This is a genomic window from Paenibacillus sp. PAMC 26794 (assembly GCF_000316035.1).
GTDB lineage: Bacteria > Bacillota > Bacilli > Paenibacillales > Paenibacillaceae > Paenibacillus.
Window position 1 is genome coordinate 80,888 of sequence record NZ_ANHX01000086.1, and the last position, 16,961, is coordinate 97,848.

18 protein-coding genes are annotated in these 16,961 nt (G+C 47.3%); 11 read left to right on the plus strand and 7 right to left on the minus strand.

Annotation, left to right across the window (positions count from 1 at the left end):
- Positions 1–156 precede the first annotated feature (156 nt).
- The 3 genes from D829_RS0127620 to D829_RS0127630 all read right to left on the minus strand — a co-directional run bounded on the left by D829_RS0127620 (position 157) and on the right by D829_RS0127630 (position 2,872).
- Positions 157–639, minus strand: coding sequence for a hypothetical protein (locus tag D829_RS0127620; protein WP_026081455.1), 483 nt, complete (start codon positions 637–639; stop codon positions 157–159).
- Between the two features lie 260 nt (positions 640–899).
- The gene (locus D829_RS0127625; protein ID WP_017692152.1) at positions 900–1,847 is read right to left on the minus strand and encodes an aldo/keto reductase; all 948 of its coding nucleotides are present in this window, start codon (positions 1,845–1,847) and stop codon (positions 900–902) included.
- Positions 1,848–1,867: 20 nt separating this feature from the next.
- The gene (locus D829_RS0127630; RefSeq protein ID WP_017692153.1) at positions 1,868–2,872 is read right to left on the minus strand and encodes a Gfo/Idh/MocA family oxidoreductase; all 1,005 of its coding nucleotides are present in this window, start codon (positions 2,870–2,872) and stop codon (positions 1,868–1,870) included.
- Positions 2,873–2,990: 118 nt separating this feature from the next.
- Here D829_RS0127630 and D829_RS0127635 point away from each other — a divergent pair, with 118 nt between their 5' ends.
- The 3 genes from D829_RS0127635 (at position 2,991) to D829_RS0127645 (ending at position 5,011) form a co-directional block, all read left to right on the plus strand.
- Positions 2,991–3,830 carry a helix-turn-helix domain-containing protein gene (locus D829_RS0127635; RefSeq protein ID WP_017692154.1) on the plus strand — a complete coding sequence of 280 codons (840 nt, stop codon included), beginning with the start codon at positions 2,991–2,993 and terminating at the stop codon, positions 3,828–3,830.
- A 106-nt stretch (positions 3,831–3,936) separates the two neighbouring features.
- Positions 3,937–4,344 carry an Rrf2 family transcriptional regulator gene (locus D829_RS0127640; RefSeq protein WP_017692155.1) on the plus strand — a complete coding sequence of 136 codons (408 nt, stop codon included), beginning with the start codon at positions 3,937–3,939 and terminating at the stop codon, positions 4,342–4,344.
- A 217-nt stretch (positions 4,345–4,561) separates the two neighbouring features.
- Positions 4,562–5,011 carry a nuclear transport factor 2 family protein gene (locus tag D829_RS0127645; RefSeq protein ID WP_017692156.1) on the plus strand — a complete coding sequence of 150 codons (450 nt, stop codon included), beginning with the start codon at positions 4,562–4,564 and terminating at the stop codon, positions 5,009–5,011.
- 202 nt (positions 5,012–5,213) lie between these two features.
- On the opposite strand, the gene D829_RS0127650 is transcribed toward D829_RS0127645, so the two are convergent.
- Positions 5,214–6,593, minus strand: a complete 1,380-nt coding sequence (locus D829_RS0127650) for an MFS transporter (protein WP_017692157.1) — start codon at positions 6,591–6,593, stop codon at positions 5,214–5,216.
- 205 nt (positions 6,594–6,798) lie between these two features.
- Here D829_RS0127650 and D829_RS0127655 point away from each other — a divergent pair, with 205 nt between their 5' ends.
- The 6 genes from D829_RS0127655 (at position 6,799) to D829_RS32035 (ending at position 10,976) form a co-directional block, all read left to right on the plus strand.
- Positions 6,799–7,122 carry a helix-turn-helix transcriptional regulator gene (locus D829_RS0127655; RefSeq protein ID WP_017692158.1) on the plus strand — a complete coding sequence of 108 codons (324 nt, stop codon included), beginning with the start codon at positions 6,799–6,801 and terminating at the stop codon, positions 7,120–7,122.
- 148 nt (positions 7,123–7,270) lie between these two features.
- A complete protein-coding gene (locus D829_RS33140; RefSeq protein WP_081595106.1) occupies positions 7,271–7,459 on the plus strand; it encodes a hypothetical protein in 189 nt (62 codons plus the stop codon).
- 83 nt (positions 7,460–7,542) lie between these two features.
- On the plus strand, positions 7,543–8,463 hold the full coding sequence (locus D829_RS0127665) for a WYL domain-containing protein (protein ID WP_017692160.1): 921 nt from the start codon (positions 7,543–7,545) through the stop codon (positions 8,461–8,463).
- Positions 8,464–8,491: 28 nt separating this feature from the next.
- Entirely contained in the window at positions 8,492–9,286 is a 795-nt protein-coding gene (locus tag D829_RS32030; protein ID WP_241230827.1) for a hypothetical protein, read from the plus strand.
- Positions 9,287–9,513: 227 nt separating this feature from the next.
- On the plus strand, positions 9,514–10,536 hold the full coding sequence (locus D829_RS0127675) for a hypothetical protein (RefSeq protein WP_017692162.1): 1,023 nt from the start codon (positions 9,514–9,516) through the stop codon (positions 10,534–10,536).
- A gap of 248 nt (positions 10,537–10,784) precedes the next feature.
- Positions 10,785–10,976, plus strand: a complete 192-nt coding sequence (locus tag D829_RS32035; RefSeq protein ID WP_017692163.1) for an aspartyl-phosphate phosphatase Spo0E family protein — start codon at positions 10,785–10,787, stop codon at positions 10,974–10,976.
- Between the two features lie 45 nt (positions 10,977–11,021).
- On the opposite strand, the gene D829_RS0127685 is transcribed toward D829_RS32035, so the two are convergent.
- From D829_RS0127685 to D829_RS0127695, 3 genes are all read right to left on the minus strand, one after another.
- Positions 11,022–11,900 carry a carbohydrate ABC transporter permease gene (locus D829_RS0127685; protein ID WP_017692164.1) on the minus strand — a complete coding sequence of 293 codons (879 nt, stop codon included), beginning with the start codon at positions 11,898–11,900 and terminating at the stop codon, positions 11,022–11,024.
- Positions 11,901–11,965: 65 nt separating this feature from the next.
- Positions 11,966–12,823 carry an ABC transporter permease subunit gene (locus tag D829_RS0127690; RefSeq protein ID WP_051154105.1) on the minus strand — a complete coding sequence of 286 codons (858 nt, stop codon included), beginning with the start codon at positions 12,821–12,823 and terminating at the stop codon, positions 11,966–11,968.
- Between the two features lie 369 nt (positions 12,824–13,192).
- Complete coding sequence (locus D829_RS0127695; RefSeq protein ID WP_017692166.1) at positions 13,193–13,471, minus strand: hypothetical protein; 279 nt, start codon at positions 13,469–13,471, stop codon at positions 13,193–13,195.
- A gap of 158 nt (positions 13,472–13,629) precedes the next feature.
- Here D829_RS0127695 and D829_RS32040 point away from each other — a divergent pair, with 158 nt between their 5' ends.
- Both D829_RS32040 and D829_RS0127705 read left to right on the plus strand, forming a co-directional pair.
- On the plus strand, positions 13,630–15,393 hold the full coding sequence (locus D829_RS32040) for a histidine kinase (RefSeq protein WP_017692167.1): 1,764 nt from the start codon (positions 13,630–13,632) through the stop codon (positions 15,391–15,393).
- Complete coding sequence (locus D829_RS0127705; protein WP_017692168.1) at positions 15,368–16,960, plus strand: response regulator; 1,593 nt, start codon at positions 15,368–15,370, stop codon at positions 16,958–16,960. Before D829_RS32040 ends, D829_RS0127705 begins: the two co-directional genes overlap by 26 nt.
- The last annotated feature ends 1 nt before the right edge of the window (position 16,961 follow it).

Sequence of the window (16,961 nt, forward strand, 5' to 3'; positions counted from 1 at the left end):
ATATCTATGATATCGATAATGCTCAACAAAGGGCTGATTCCTGTACGTATCTCAGGAATCAGCCCCTTGTTTTAATGTGGATAAAATGACCATTTTGGGTATTATCTCATCAAACCAAAAGAACCGCATCCTAATGCGGCTCTAAAGATCGCAATCTTATTGTCCAGTTGTATTTGAAGCCCAGACAGGATACCAACCTCTATCCAGATTCACGGTGTTATAAAGGACCAGGTTTCCATCCTCTTGAACGATTAGAAGGTCACCCTTCAGGTTTGCGGGTTCATTACCTTGTCCATACCATGCCGTTGCCCATGCTTTATTATCTGACGTCCAATAGGGAGTCTTATTAACATCCGTTAGAGTGAGTTTGCCACTGTATTGATCAATTCTGAACTGGAATATGTTCAGATTTTTGGTATTGGTGTTCCATAAAATTTTGTGTGAGCGAACGTTCCGCAGTTGAATGTCTCCACTTGGAGTAAAATACAAGGCATACGCAAGATTGCTGGATACCAGCGGACTTACAGCAATGTTAAAGGTTTCGCGCGTCGTTAAACGATCTCCAGCAGCAAACGTTGAAGGGGCAACGGAGAGCAGGAGCATGAAAAACGCAACGGCTAGTATAATGGTTTTTTTCATAATGGCCTCTTTTCTGTGTTCAATTTTATACCAATTATACCATATTTTTTTCTTTTTGATGTAAAATAATTCCATTAAATGTGTATGTATAAGGTCTTTGATTATAGGTTCTATGATGTCATAGCTGGATAGAGTGGTTAAATGGTTAAGTGTCATCTAGAAAAGGACTGACCACTCCGCTAAGATGCGGAAGAGCCAGTCCCTTACCTGTTATCGGTGTGAATTTATTTCAGTAATAGTTGGGCCAGCCTTCATGAAGTCTAAACGAAAGGCTTCACTTCACTACCCAGATCCAGCCATGCTCTTTCAGCAGGAGTCAACGTGATGCGTGACCCTTCGTCACAGGAGAGCAGTTCCGCCTGATTTTGGGCACCGATCAACGCACAGGTTGGAAATGGCTGATTCAATACATAAGCAAGTGCAATTTGGATCGGTGTTGTCTTCTTGGTAGCGGCCAATTGTTCAGCCCGGCGCAACCGTTCCCAGTTGCCATCACTGTAGAATACACGCACCAGATCTTCGTTATCCCGAACTTCAGGTGTGAATCGTCCAGTGAAGAAACCACGCGCTTGGGAGGACCAGGATAGCAATGGTAGTTTGGTTTGCTCATGCCATGCCAGCGTCTCTGCATCTGCTGACACACAGCCTTCCCAGAAAGGTTCATTTGCTTTGGCGAGACTGAGATTTGGACTGCTGAATGTGAAACCCTTCAATCCATTCGCCGCAGCGTACGCATTGGCTTCCTCGAGCCGCTGCCAAGTCCAGTTGGAGGCACCAATTGCGCCGATTTTGCCGGATTTAATATGTTCGTTCAATGCTTCAAGAATAACACTGACAGGGGTATTGGGGTCATCACGGTGCAAGGCATACATCTCTACGTGATCTGTCTGAAGACGCTCCAGACTTTCCATCAAGTCACTGCGGATGGCATCAGCGTTCACGCGTGGCCCATTCTGGTCATGATGTGCGCCTTTGGTGAGAATGACGATCTGGTCGCGGTTACCGCGTTCCTTCATGTAACGACCAAGGACTTCTTCACTCTGTCCACCACAATAGATATGTGCTGTATCTACAGTGTTACCGCCAATCGACAGAAAAGCATCCATGTTCGTAGCTGCTTTATCGTAGGCATCATGCACGAAATAATCGGTTCCTTTAATCAATCTGGAGACGCGTTTACCTGCACCAGCAATTTCGATATATTCCATAAGTCAGTTCATCCTCTCAATTATAGTGTAATTCGTGTACGTTCTTCAGCTGAACGAAGGCAAGCTTCCAGTACTTTCATATTAGCTACCGCATCGGAAGGGGAGAAGCGCAGATCCTTACCCTGAAGTACAGCACGTGCCATATCATCTCCCTGTAGAGAGTAGTGGTTCACTTGCGGGACTTCAATCTCTCTGCGTTCACCACCAGCCGTTACATAGAAGTTGGAACTGCGGTCCTGCCCGCTGATAAATGCCGAAGGGACTTCAATAATCCCGTCGGATCCCAATACCTCTAGCGTGTTGCGGAAGGCTGCCCACATGCTGCTGTCAAACGTCACGCCAACGTGATTATCGAATTCCAGCAGTCCGGAAGCCATCATATCGACTTGATCGTGCTCTGGGGAGAACATGCCAATAACGGTAACTGCGCTTGGTTCTTGACCAAGCAACAGACGTGCTACGCTGATGGAATAACATCCGATATCATACAGTGCACCTCCGCCCCAATCCCGCCGAAAGCGGACATTGCCGGATGCATTGGAGTTATTAAATGAAAATGTGCTGTGCATACCACGAATCTCACCAATCTCACCGCTGGCAATGATATCCCGGATCTGCTCATATCGTGGATGATGGCGGTACATGAATGCTTCAGCCAGATGCACACCTGCATCTGCACAAGCTTGAACCATCTCCTGAGCTTCCTGCTCTGTCAGAGCCAGTGGTTTTTCGCACAAAATATGTTTGCCTGCTTCAGCAGCCCGGATCGTCCATTCCCGATGCAGATGATTCGGCAGTGGGATATATACGGCATCAATGGAATCATCAGCGAGCAAAGCTTCATAACTGCCATAAGCCTTGTCGATCCCAAGTTGCTCGGCCGTCTGTTTGGCTTTATCTTCGTCACGACTGGCAATCGCGGTTACTTCATTCAACTCGGATTGCTGCAGGCCAGGAATGACGGATTCCACAGCAATGCTAGCGCTACCAAGAATGCCCCAACGCAATTTTTGAACTGAATTCATGTGTTGTATCCTCCTGTGTATGAATGTATATTGTGATTATAATGAATAGACCAACGAATTAAAATGATAATATATTGAAGTTAGTTAACACAATATTGTTGATCAAGGAGAACCGGCTATGATGAGACAAACCGTATTGCTTACCCTGCAGGATATTCCATATTTTTGTTATCCCGAGTCCGTTGGACATTATATGGACCACGTCCAGCATTCCGTGTTGCGTGAGGCCGGCGCACTGAACAACTTTAATATTCACTACGTCGCTTCGGGCAAGGGATATGTGGAAGTGGACGGGGTGGTGCATGAGCTTCGCACAGGTCAGGCGTTTCTCTATTTCCCGCAGCAGCGACAGCATTATTATAGTAGTGAAGATGATCCATGGGATGTACGATGGGTTCATTTTTACGGTGAACGTCTGCATGATTATATGATCGAGCGGGGGTTACATCGCAATCTATTGTGGACACTGCGGCAACGCAGCTCTTGGGAAGAGGCTCATCTGGCCTTACTCACTGAAGCGGAACAGAACACGATGCTGCGTCCGGCTCAGCTATCCACATTGACCTATGCCGTACTCGCCGAGTTCGTGCAGCATGCAGTACCTTTAAAGAGCACACGTACCACAAGTAAGGCGGAGAGTCGGGTTCTTGCACTTCTTCCACAGATGCAGCAAGAGGCCTGTCAACCTTTCCTGTTACAGGACTGGGCGGATCTCGCAGGTGTGAGTTCGTATTACTTTTGCAAAATGTTCAAGAGTGCTGTGGAGATGACGCCCATGGAGTTTATCACTCGTTCACGACTACAGATGGCGAAGCAATGGTTACTCGAACGGCCTACGGCCAACATTGGACAAATCGCGGAGGAAGCGGGGTATCCCAATGCCAGTTATTTTAACCGCCAGTTCATGGCCCATGAGGGGATGACACCTACGGATTACCGTGGATTGTATCACAATTAACCCGTATCCTGTCGATGTTGCCAGCGCTTGAGGCATAGTGGTTTGACAGAGAGCTCAATCAAGTCTATTATGGATAAATTAAATCCGTGTATAATGAGGTGCCCTCATGAAATATTCAAAAGCGACAAATTATGCTTTGCATACGATGCTTCATCTTGTAAGCACTGCCCCCGAACAGCTGGTTAGTGTACACCAACTTGCAGAATTGCAGAAGGTATCACCAACCTATCTGTCCAAAATATTGACCAAGTTGGTCAAGGCGGGCATGATCGAATCGACTTCTGGCGCCAATGGTGGCTACCGGCTTAGTCGTAAAAATCCTGATCCTTCTTTCCTGGAGATCATTCATGCGATTGAAGGTCAGGCGTCCCTGTTCGAATGTTCCCAGAATCATAACGCAGGCTGCTTGATCCAGCAGGTGATGGTGCAGGCGGAAGAAGAGATGGAAAGTTTTTTGAACAATAAAAAAATGTCAGAACTGGCTTCCCAGATGAAGGGTGCACATTCCCTGTAACTTGCACTAGAAGTGAAGTTTCGATGGAGGCTGTTAACTCGTCTGGCACATAGGTATATCCAGATCTTTCCCCAACCTCGTGAGAGGTAAGGAAAGATTTTTTTGTATCGTTGTACCTAATAGAAGGCGAATGGTACAATAAGGAAGGTATAGTATGCATACATACATACATGATCCTAATCTTACATCACATTTTACATCTCTGGAGGGACAACACATGAGCCAATCAACGATCACAGGACTGGAACAATTGCTCGCGCTGGAAAACATTCGGAATACCAAGGCGCGTTATTGCCGCTATATTGATACGAAGCAGTGGGATACCTTGGGTGATGTGTTTGCTCCGGATGCAGTGGCCGATTTCAGCACAGAAGGCAATCCAATTCCGGTATTAACAGGCCGTGATACCATCGTACAAGTATTCCGTGATCTGGTGGATGTTGCCGTAACCGTGCATCATGTTCATAGCGCCGAAGTTGAATTTGTATCTGAGAACGAAGCAAAGGTCATCTCCCCAATGGAAGATTGGGTCACGTTCCCGGAGGGCAATGAGAACAAATCCTTCCACGGATTTGGGCACTACCACGAAACTTTTGTCAAAATCGACGGCCAGTGGTACATCAAACATACAAGTCTGCGACGTCTTCGTTTGGACCTGTTTGAATAGTATAATCAGTGTAGAAGAATAGAGAAGTTGGTCAACCATAAAATAATGGCCTCGAGGAGCGTGATGAACGCGTCCTTGGGGCTTTTTTGTGTTTGTGGGAGAGGGCAGCTGACACATGCATGATGCATAGAAAATGGGTAGAAAAAAAGCCAGGTTCAGAACCCGAGGGTCCCTTCCTGACTTCTTTTGGTTAAATGAGATGTTAGATCCGGCTACTTGTTTCCGTGACTTTCCGTGACTGCATTCTCAGATACACCTGAGAGAAAATAACGGATGCCAGTGCGACCACAGTCATGCCCCAGAAAATATTGGTGTATGCTGAGGACAGTGGCATGTTTTGCATCGCCGTCAATGCTACACCAGTAACAGCAACACTGAAAGCACCGCTGAAGAACTGACTGAGTTGGAACAGCCCCATACCTGCGCCCACCTGATCCATGGTCAGATTGCCAGACAATTCATTGGACACGCTGGTGGTTAGGGAAGAGAAACCTACGCTGAGCAGGACATACACGGCCATGATGGCGTAGATGCTATTGTCTGCAAATAAGGCGAATAACCCGGCAGCGGCCAGTAGCAACCATGGTGCAAATTTCAACAGCAACGTATTGCCATGTCGGTCAATCATGCGGCCGATCCGGTTGGACAGCAGCATGGACACGACTGCACCCGGGAAGATGACAAGCCCGGATTGAGCAGGTGTCAGCCCATATAGATGCGCCAAAATTTGCGGTAACAGGAACAACGTTGAGAAGTTATTAATGTACGATACAATCCCCAGCGAGCTGAGCATCATATATTTTTTGTCTTTGAACAAAGCTGGTTGAACAAACGGATCTGCCGCGCGCCGAATTCGGAGCCAGAACAGAAGCAGTGCCGCTGCACCGATAACAAGTGTGTACCACTGACGGGAAGTCAGGAATAACAGCACACCCGTAGTACCAATGGCAAGAAGCACGGCACCCAGCAGGTCAAATGAACCTTTTTGCGGTGTTTCCCGAGGAAGCAGTTTGAAGAATACAGGAATCAAGAATAACGTTAATCCCGTAACGATAAACAGATCATGCCATCCCAAAAACTGAGTAATACTCCCGCCGATGACGGGACCAAGTCCAAGCCCGAGTGAACTCGCGGACATGATGACAGCCATTGATTTACCCCGGCGATCATGTGGAATGTACCGGGTAATCAGCACAATGGCGAGCCCCGGAACCGAAGCAGCACCCGCAGCCTGGATCAGACGTGCAATGAGCAAAATGATGAAATGATTACTGAAGAACCCGAGAACGGATGCCGCACCAAGTAACGTAAGCCCGGTCGTGAATAATGTACGAATAGGTATGAAATCCGATAGACGTGAGAACGTAATCGAGGAAATGGCAAATACAATGGAATACCCTGTAACAATCCATGAGGAAGCGACGGATGTAAGCATAAATTCGGCTGCAATTTTGGGCAGGGCCAGATTAAACATCATTGTATTCATAACAACGAGTACAACGGTGAAGCCAAGCAAGCTTACAATTAATCCTTCCTGTATTCCGGTCCGTTCCCCTGATGATGCGGTTGCGGTGTTGTTCATAAAAACCTCCTGGAGTGATGTGTATTTCGCAACATTTCAGAAACGGTGTGTAACATTTGCAAAATGTAGTATGATGTCAATCCCGTGCCTAACAGCAGGGGTTACATAACGAAATCATTAAAGTTCGATTGGTGTCGAACATTAGAAATATATCATGGATCTGTGTTAAAATACAATGGATAGTCTGAAAAAAGGAGACTACAATATGAAGATTTTACATCATCCACAAGTATCAGATATTGAACTTTCCTCCGTATTGTACGCATTAAGCGACCCGACCCGTCTTGGGATTGTTGCCGAAGCAGCGAGAAGCGGGGAGCAGCCGTGCAGTCATTTTCATGCACCTGTTGTGAAGTCAACGATGTCGCATCACATTCGGACCCTGCGGGAAGCTGGAGTCATTCGGGTCAGAGTGCAGGGCACACAGCATTTTCTCACCCTGCGGTCCGAAGATCTGGAAACACGATTTCCAGGACTCTTGCAACCTTTATTGCAGGCCGCAGCTCAGACGAGCAGAGAGCTTTCCTAAATGTTGTCCTTTCTTCAGGTCGAAGAGGGGACATTTTTATTTTCTATTACTGAACAACCTCTGATACTGCTGCGACATTCTGTGTCGTACCATACCCTATATAATAACGGTGAACACACAAACCATATCGAAAAGAGGTTCATAACCGTTGGCAAAAACCAAAAGAGGACGCATCCTGTGGAGTCTTCCTTCCAGAGGCCGGGGAACATGCCCGGTGTGCAGCAGTACCCGAATTAAATTGTTGTATACGCAAACAAAAACAGACGGTACAAGTCTGAAAGTATGCAAGAAATGCTTCAAAGCTGTGCAATCCAGAGTGGATATGGCACACGTATAACATAACTGGCCTGTTCTTCGGAACGGGCCATGTCTTTTGATATAATGGAATATATTAGGTTTGGATGAGGTGGGGGCGGGAAGATGAGCAACATGCATCGGATTCATTGGTTTGATGAACAGATTCGGGGTGGACGATTTCCGAACAGCAGCTGGCTTGCCCGTGAATTTGAAATCTCCCGTCGTCAGGCTCAGCGTGATATTGAATATATGGCAAGCTCCTTGCGAGCCCCCTTGGTATATATGGCGAAATATCGGGGCTATTGTTATGAGGATCAGACTTTTCGATTGCCCCATTTGTATATGACCGAAGAAGAGCAGCGTGTGCTGAAATATCTGGCACATCGATATCGACATTACGATTATGATCAAGCAGATGCGGTGAAACGTGTAGCACATTTGCTGGAGCGTTTTACGTTGGAGGAACAACAGATGGGAAGTAGTGAGCTCCCAGTGTTTTCGGCGCAACCGAAGCAACTGCAATTCTTTGAATTGTTGTCCCACGCCATAACTGACTTACGCAGAGTACATATTCATTACAGGGATCACGATGGAGAACGACAGTTTTCCTTGTGTCCATTAAAGATGATATCCCAGTTTAACGCCGATTACGTGGTGGGTTATGAAGCAGACCCTGTACAGCAAGTGGCCATTCGCTTGGAGGGCATTGTTCATGTATCGATCTTGAATGAGAGATTTGAGTACAGGTCAGATGTTCTCTTAGGTGGATGGGAAGAAACACTGCCTGTGCGTAAACCGTTTGTAGCTGAGATCCGCTTGAAGGAATTGCAGCAAATGGACCTATGGCAAGGGTATCGTATTCGGGCTAGGCAAGATCAGATTTATTCAATTGAATTTTATGACACGGACGCTTTCTTGCAGCATTTGTTTATTAGCGAATGGGAGGAACTCTTGTCTCCTGGGTGGCTTAGACGCAAGCTTCAGCAAAGCGCAGAAGGATTAATTGACAGGCTCGCGATACAACGTAAGCAAAACGTGGAATAAAGCAGCATAGAGAGGAGAAGATCCGTCCTTGGCTGAAAATATTTTAGATAACCTCATCATGAAGCGGGAGTCCAAATCGTACGTGGATAGTCTGCATGCAATACTCACCCATACGGGCCAGTTTCAAGGTTCCAAGGTTGTACTTGCCGGATATACGGGCATGGCTTTCAAGCTGTCGGTACATCGCAGACTACTTCCCATGTCGGTTACAGCGTATGGACAATGGGGGGAAGCACATCGTCCGGGAATTGATAACTTGGGGATATTCACGATCTGGGATGGGGGACGTACACGTCATTCCACGTTTGGTTATTACCAGCAGGATGCAGTGAATTGGGTGAGACGGAGTATTGATGAAGGCACTGGTGTGATTTACTGGATTCCTGAGTTCGGTGTTATTCATGGATATGATAACAGTGACCGCATCTTTTATGTGCAAGACGGATGGAGCAAGGAACCGCAGATTTTGTTATATGATAATTTCGGCCTGAACTTTACTGGATTTTGGTATTGTCAGATGTTTGGTGATCAGGTCCGCATCCCTGAACAGCAGATGCTGCTGGAATCCCTGAGACTGGCGATTGAGGATTGGGATATCCCCCATCGACTGTTACCTGATCATAATATTGCTTCAGGTAAAAAGGCATATGATGTGTGGGTGGAGCCCTGCGTAGTGGGGATTTCGATGAGTCGGGTGCGGGTTATATTTTGGAATCCTTCTGCCATTCTCGAACCGAAATACGAATGTATTTGCAGGATGTTCGAGGGATATGGAACGAACTGGACCGGGCTTATACATGTTATGAACAGATTGGGACGTTAATTGACCAAATGAAAGGATATATAGTTCAGCAGGAGAATAGACGTATCTTGCGACCAGACACCACAGAAGATCTAGCACAGGTACTCGTGAAGGCGAAAGCACTGGAAGAGCAGGCTATTGATTATTTTCGAGTGATATCCAGGAAGTATCCTGACCGTAAAAGGTCCACTATACCACGGTGGGGAGCGCATTCCGCACGATAGGATGAGAGAGGAAGGGAGTGAAGGATGATGGCGACAAAAGTAGTATTGCAGGACTGGATTCAATCCCCGCAATCTGTGAATTCTGCTGATGCATATAGATCATGGAGCGGTGTGAGCGCGTATACAGATGCGTTGTATCGCATTTTATTACATAAACAGTGGACGGTTTTCCCACACCACATGATTGCAGGTATGACAGCAAGTGCATTCCGATTAGTGGTGGATCGGTGTCTGACGTCAGAATCAATTTCGACATACAACTGGATGGCAGAGAACTTTGTCGCAGCTGACTTCATTGGCGTAACAACGGGACAACATGGTGGATTTTCATTTGAATCGACTTTTCCGCTCTATCAGAAGCAGGCTCTGCTGGACATCAAGGCGTCCATTGACCGGGGCGTAGGTGTGATTCTCTGGCACGATCAATTTGTCATTGTTACTGGATATGATGATGTGGAAAGGGTGCTATTCATCTGTGAAAGTAAAGGACATGAAGTCATTCGTCTGCCCTATGATTCGTTTGGGAGGAACAGTACACCCTACTGGTACTATCAGGTTCTGGAAGCCTGTGCACCTATAGATCTATGGGAAGTCTGCAAGGAATCGTTAATCCAGGCCGTGTACAAATGGGAAACCCATGACTATATGCTGCCGCCCCAAGATTATGCCTGTGGAGCGGCTGGGTATGCCGCTATTGCTGCTGCTTTGCAGTCAGGAACATATGACGCAGAACAAGCGGCAACTGTACTTCGCTATTATGCTAAATCAAGATGGGATATTGCCTCTTATGTTGCAGGACTTAAGCATCTGTCCATTCAAATGGATCAGGTTATAGACGAGTATGAGCTACTCGCAAACCTGTATACAATGATCGTTGAGGTGATAGATGACTCCATCTCTTGGGATTCGAGAGAACCAGAATGCGTGCAAAGCGTGATTGAGCTTATCAGGAAGGCAGGGGCTACGGAACAACGTGCCATTGATGGCATTAAACGTGCGTTTCCAGAGACGATAGGCAATCGCTTTGAGGATGTTGGATTAAGATGAATGGAGGATGATAGAGAAAATTGAAAAAGTCAGCATGAATAAAACCGGACAGGCCGCAGCCGATCCGGTTTATTGGCATTGAACATAAATGCACATCAGGTTATGTGATCCACGCTAATAATAACTTTTACAAGAAAAAATAACCAAAATTTTAATTTTGGGGTAATTCAAACCCCCTCTTGTTCCGAATATTATATTAGATGGTCTTTTTTGGATGATGATATTCAAGGACAACAGGGGGCGGGAGTATGGTACATAATCCGGAAACCATTCAGGAATGTATCGAACATGCACGGCAAAGGCTCTACCAGGTTGCAGCTCAATACCCGGAACTATGGCATCCGGAGGTTATTCGCCAATCCATGGTGCTGGATGAGTTAATTAATGAATATAACAACGCAACTCGCGGGAGAACGATCTCGAATCAACTGAAATCATGATCTTTCTGAACAAAGAATTCCAAGAAGGGATTCCGTGTGTTTGCCTTACTCTTTTACCGCCCCGAGCACAATTCCCTTTACGAAGAAACGCTGCAAGAACGGATATACGAGCAGAATCGGCAGAGCACCAATAAAGATCTGAGCCGCGTTCACCGTACGTTGAGACATGTTCTGGAGCTGCGTTGCATCCACGTTCATGTTGGAGAAATCTTGCTGTACAATTATGGTCTGCATTAACGTGGCGAGTGGATATTTGGAAGCATCATTCATATAGATCAGCCCGTCAAACCAGGAATTCCATTGACCTACCATCGTGAATAAGGAGATCGTGGCAATGGCGGGCATGGATACAGGCAGATAGATTTTGAACAGGGTCGTGATATGGTTGGCTCCATCAATGAATGCGGCTTCTTCCAGCTCTTTTGGCACGTTGCGGAAAAAGTTCATCATGAGAATCAGGTTCCAGACAGCCACCGCTCCCGGCAAAATGAGAGCCCACATCGTATTGATCAGTCCAAGCTTCTGGATCAAAATATAGGATGGAATCAATCCCCCGCTGAACAGCATCGTGAAGATGAAAAACCACGCATATAACGAGCGCCCCTTGAAGTGCAGACTCTCCTTGGATAACGGATAAGCCGTCAAGAAGACAAGTGTCATACTGAGCAGTGTTCCCAGAACGGTACGCTGGACTGAAATCCAGAGTGCACTGAGAAAGTTACTGTTACCAAATGTTTTGGTATAGGCGTCCACCGTAAAATCAATGGGCCATAGTGTCACCAGATTGGCGGATGCTGCCGCTTTACCACTGAAGGAAACCGCCAGAATATGGACCAGCGGCAGGATGCACAGGATCGAGACGGCCGCGATGAATATCAGGTTGAAACCATTGAATATACGGTACCCGGTTGTTTTGTGATACACCTTGATTCCTCCTTTGCAAATCTTGCTTATTGAAAGTCGCTGTCTGGATGTATGCAAAATGCCCCTCAAAAAATACGATAATTGGCGATTTTGTACGCCATCCGGTACGCAGAGATGACCAGGAACATCGCGACAAATGATTTGAATAATCCAACGGCGGTCGCAAAGCTCATTTTGCCATTCAGAATCCCCATCCGGTAAACAAAGGTATCGATAATATCGCCTTTCTCATATACCAGCGGATTGTACAGGTTAAAGATCTGGTCAAAGCCTGCATTCAGGATATTGCCCAGCGATAACGTACCTACCACGATAATCATCGGCACGAGTGCAGGCAGGGTAATGTGCAATGTCTGTCTGAGTCGTGTTGCCCCATCTACCTCTGAAGCCTCGTACAATGCAGGGTTAATGCCCGCAAGTGCTGCCAGAAATACAATCGTACCGAATCCAAACTCCTTCCATACATCACTGACAACCACCGTTACACGAAACCAGTCGCCATCCCCCAGAAAAAAGATCGGTTCAACGCCAGCCGCGGCTAACACCTGGTTTACCAGCCCACCTTCCGGTGATAACATATCGAGCAGAATGCCGCCCAGGACAACCCAGGACAGGAAATGGGGCAGATACACCAAGGTCTGTGAGAAACGTTTGAACGTAGAGTTCCGAACCTCATTCAGCAAAATGGCAAACACCACGGGGGCCAGAAGTCCGGCCACAATTTTCATCGAAGCAATCAGTACCGTGTTCCAGATGACCTGGACGCTGTCGGGATATTCGAACATGAACCGGAAGTTATCCCAGCCCACCCATTTGGAGCCAGTGAACCCCAGCCACGGTTTGAAGTCTTGAAAAGCAATAATAATGCCGCCCATGGGCACATAGGCGAACAGTAAAGTGAGCAGTACAGCAGGCAGCAACATCAGATGCAGCGGCCATGTACGTTTGAAATTCCAGCGGGTACGTTTGCGTGGATGGGATGTCTTTTTTCGCACCGGCGTATTGGTTGTTAACGGTTGTTCGATAGCCATCAGGGTCCCTCCTTTATCTCGTCCAGCCCCGGGCAACATGAGGCGAGCAAGCCTCTGCACGGAGTGGAGCAACTGAATTATAGCAATGGAAAAGGGCGGACTATAGAACAACATTTCAATGCGGATGTTGAAATATTAACTTGTTGATGAAAACAGCAAAAAGAGCATCCGACTGTAAAGTCCAATGCTCCTGTGATCAGGTTGTGCTCCTGCCATATGTTATCTGCTTCCAATATGCTCTTCATGCTGAACGTGCCTATATCATCTCACAATCGAGCCATCATACTGCGTATCAACGGTACGCACCGCTGACTGTACCTCGGCCACTAAACGTTCCCGTTCTTCATAGAGCGGTGCTTCCTCTTCTTCAAAATCAAACTGAATCGCCCGAACGCTGCCTGGGGATAAGGTTAATTCCTGAAGCTGTAACTCAAACAGGAATGAAGCATCAAAAGCCATGCCATCTAGGTCCCTGTAACAGTACAAGCTAGAAACATCACCTTCCTCAATATGCAAAATGCCTTGTTCTGTCAGTTGCATCACAGAGCCCCCTCACGAAATGTTGATTCACTCCCAGTATAAGGGAATTACAAGTTGCAGGAAAGCGGGCGAATATAAAATCATATAGAAATGTAAGGGTTTTCAATATAAAATAGGACTTCGGTACAGAAGGACTTCAAATTCAGGGACAGGGTGAAATGATGAAATTCACAGTATTTGCGAAGACGGTCATTCTCTTAATCTGCTTGCTCGTACCCATTCTGCTGCTCTATACGTACGCGAACCAGGCTAATGTGGATATGGTCGTTGAAGAGAAACAACAGTCGAGTCTGAACCAGTTCAATTATTTCAGTTCCCAGGTGGATAAAAATATTGAGCAGCTCTCGCTGTATGGCCTGACATTGCTGCGAGATCCCAGTATCCTGCATTACCGCTACATGACGGAATCAACCAGTCAATATGAGAAAAACAGCATCTATCTGGATATCCTCGACAAATTATCATTGTACCAGTCCACCAGCCGCTGGAAGAACGATATTACCATTGTGCTGCCACAAGCCGAACTTGTGTTATCCACCATGTCCAGCCGGACGGTCTACGATGAGAAGATGTTGACGTTCCCGCAACCGGGCCAATGGCAGCTGGAGCAGGGTAGTTTCACCTACTTTTTCACGGATAACTATGAGTGGAATGAAAAACCGGTGAACACAGGCGTGCGAACGGTGATGGAGATTAATTTTGACCCGATGAACGTGGTTGCCATGTTGGATGATTTCAAAGAAACGCAGGGAGGAGATCCTTTCTTGCTCGTACCAGGTAAAGATCCGTTGCTGAACCGTACGGCGGACCCCGAACTGGTCGAAGCGATTATGCGAGATATCCCCTTTGACGGACCGGAGCAGGAAGGTAATCATCAGCTGGAGGTGGGTGACAAACAGTATCTGGTCAGTTACGTACACTCGAAACAACTGCAAGCGGTATACGTGAACCCGGTGGTATTGGATGATCTGTTGAACCCGATGGATAAGAGCCGAAATATGTTTATTACCTCCATTCTGTTACTGCTCGTACTGAGTATCGGGGCTGCACTGCTCTTGTATCGAAAAGTCCAGGTGCCAATCCATCGCTTGATGAGAGGGCTGCAACAGATTCGCAAAGGCCAGTTGTCCACTCGGATTCCAGTCGATCACTCCCGTGATGAATTCGCGTACCTGACCCAGAGCTTCAACCATATGGCGGAACAGATTCAGGAATTGATCGAGAAGGTATACGAGGAACGTATCCGCTCACGGGAAGCCACACTGAAACATCTGCAATCACAGATCAATCCGCATTTCCTGTACAACTGCCTGTTTTATATCAAAAATATGACCCAGCTTGGCAACCGCGAAGCGGTTATTGCCATGTCGCTAAGTCTGGGAGACTACTATCGCTACATTACGCGGGGCGAGAATGACATGACAACGGTGGAAGAAGAGATCCGGCTGCTGGACCATTACTTGTCCATTCAACAGATGCGGACCAACCGGCTGACCTACGAGATCGCTGTACCACAGCAACTGATGCAGCTCCACATTCCACGGCTTCTCATTCAACCGATCGTAGAGAATGCAGTGATCCACGGCATCGAGCCGATGGAAGGCAGTGGGCATGTCGTCGTAACGGGGATGGCGGTACCCGAACATATTGAGGGTCGGAAATATACAAGATATAGCCTGTTTGTTGATAATGATGGTGTCACGCTGACAGCGGAAGAGATTGCCGAATTGGAACGGGAGATCAATGAACCAATGGGTGAGGAGATTGGAACAGGAACGTGGAATGTGCACCAGCGTCTCGTTACGCGATATGGGTTGTCGTCGGGGCTTCATTTTGGAGCGATTCCCTATGGTGGACTTAGTGTAGAAATTCGATGGTTTGAGGAGGAACAAACGCATGATGAATCTGATGGTCGTGGATGATGAACATTCCGCAGTAGAGTCGATCGCTGTCTCCATACCGTGGAGGGAACACGGGATTGGTCAGGTGTTCAAAGCCTATTCAGTCAAAGAAGCCTTGGAACATATGGCAACACAACAGGTCCATATTATTATCACGGATATTCGCATGCCGGGTCTGTCCGGTCTGGATCTGGTCAGTCATATCCGGCAAAAGTGGGAACAGACCAAATGTATTATTTTATCGGGGCATGCTTCCTTCGATTATGCGAAGCAGGCGCTCAAACATGGGACGGTTAGTTATCTGCTCAAACCGGTCCGTGATGAGGAACTGATCGAATCCGTGCAGCAGGCTGCCGTGCAGATTCGCTTGGAGGGTGAGAAACAAATGCTGCATCAGCGGGCCATGTATTCGGTAAGGGAACATCTGCCTGAGAAGCGGGCGGAGCTGATGAAGGATGTACTGTTAGGGCATAAATTTGCGGATGCTGAACTCGAAGGCAAGCTGGAGCAACTGGAGATCGGGTTCCGTCCACAAGATAAAATGCAACTGCTGCTCATCCGGTATGATGACCATCAACCCACACATAAAGCGTTTCGACTGATGAAGTACGCCATCTCAAATGTGGTGGAAGAGATCTACGGCAGTACCTATCATCTCTGCCATACAGATGACGCCTATGATGATCTGGTCTTCATGGCCAGTCCCAAACAAACCCAAGCCGAACCGGAAATGTTAATGGGCCGACTTGGAGAGCGGTTAATCCACAGTGTGAGGCAGTATCTGAACGCGACCATTTCCCTGTCCGTTAGTCGTATGGGGCGTTTCCCAGATCAGGTGCCGCAGCTATATCATCAAGCCGTCAGTGCACTTCGCAAGCAGGCCGAGGCGGGCAAAGGATTACATCTGAATGCGGCTGCGGGAACCAATGGGGCCACGTTGAAGTCACTTGCAGCACTGTATGAACCGCCGGGTCTAACGGCGTTGCTGGAAGCCGGGCGCATGGAGGATGCACACCGCAAGATTGATCAGATCTTTGCCGAACTGTCGAACAGTGTGTTCCCGGAGCATGTGTATGTGGCCTTTCATTATCTGGCGGCGGCATTCTCATATATGGCTCATCGGGAAGGAAGACAGTTAGCCGAAGTGCTTGGCGAGCAGTACCAGCAGTTGCTCAAGGATGGTTATGGCATCTCGCTGCGCAGTCTGGAAACGTGGACCAGAAGTGTGATGCAGCAGTGGGCAGAGAGTACAAGCGATGCGGGACAGGATGCCGGATCAACGCTGATCCGGCAGGTGCAGCAATGGATCGACCATCATCTGGGTGAGGATCTATCGTTGCAGGTCATTGCCGGAGAGGTGCATTTGCACCCCGTATATCTGTCGAAAATGTACAAACAATCCACAGGTGAAGGCATTAGTGATTATATTATCCGTTCCAGAATGGAACGTGCGGTTCATTTGCTCAAGCATACGGCAATGAAGATCTATGAAGTCGGTCAGGAAGTGGGGTACAATAACACGCCTTATTTCATTCAGGTGTTCCGCAAACATTATGGACTGACCCCGCAGGATTTTCGGAACGGTTAAC

Coding starts and splice junctions, on each gene's coding strand:
- D829_RS0127690 (WP_051154105.1), bottom strand. CDS start 12,823: ATGTTGCTGCCTGCTGTACTGCTCACTTTACTGTTCGCCTATGTGCCC.
- D829_RS32040 (WP_017692167.1), top strand. CDS start 13,630: ATGATGAAATTCACAGTATTTGCGAAGACGGTCATTCTCTTAATCTGC.
- D829_RS0127650 (WP_017692157.1), bottom strand. CDS start 6,593: ATGAACAACACCGCAACCGCATCATCAGGGGAACGGACCGGAATACAG.
- D829_RS0127645 (WP_017692156.1), top strand. CDS start 4,562: ATGAGCCAATCAACGATCACAGGACTGGAACAATTGCTCGCGCTGGAA.
- D829_RS0127665 (WP_017692160.1), top strand. CDS start 7,543: ATGAGCAACATGCATCGGATTCATTGGTTTGATGAACAGATTCGGGGT.
- D829_RS0127695 (WP_017692166.1), bottom strand. CDS start 13,471: ATGCAACTGACAGAACAAGGCATTTTGCATATTGAGGAAGGTGATGTT.
- D829_RS0127640 (WP_017692155.1), top strand. CDS start 3,937: ATGAAATATTCAAAAGCGACAAATTATGCTTTGCATACGATGCTTCAT.
- D829_RS0127625 (WP_017692152.1), bottom strand. CDS start 1,847: ATGGAATATATCGAAATTGCTGGTGCAGGTAAACGCGTCTCCAGATTG.
- D829_RS0127630 (WP_017692153.1), bottom strand. CDS start 2,872: ATGAATTCAGTTCAAAAATTGCGTTGGGGCATTCTTGGTAGCGCTAGC.
- D829_RS0127705 (WP_017692168.1), top strand. CDS start 15,368: ATGATGAATCTGATGGTCGTGGATGATGAACATTCCGCAGTAGAGTCG.
- D829_RS0127655 (WP_017692158.1), top strand. CDS start 6,799: ATGAAGATTTTACATCATCCACAAGTATCAGATATTGAACTTTCCTCC.
- D829_RS32035 (WP_017692163.1), top strand. CDS start 10,785: ATGGTACATAATCCGGAAACCATTCAGGAATGTATCGAACATGCACGG.
- D829_RS0127620 (WP_026081455.1), bottom strand. CDS start 639: ATGAAAAAAACCATTATACTAGCCGTTGCGTTTTTCATGCTCCTGCTC.
- D829_RS0127675 (WP_017692162.1), top strand. CDS start 9,514: ATGATGGCGACAAAAGTAGTATTGCAGGACTGGATTCAATCCCCGCAA.
- D829_RS0127635 (WP_017692154.1), top strand. CDS start 2,991: ATGATGAGACAAACCGTATTGCTTACCCTGCAGGATATTCCATATTTT.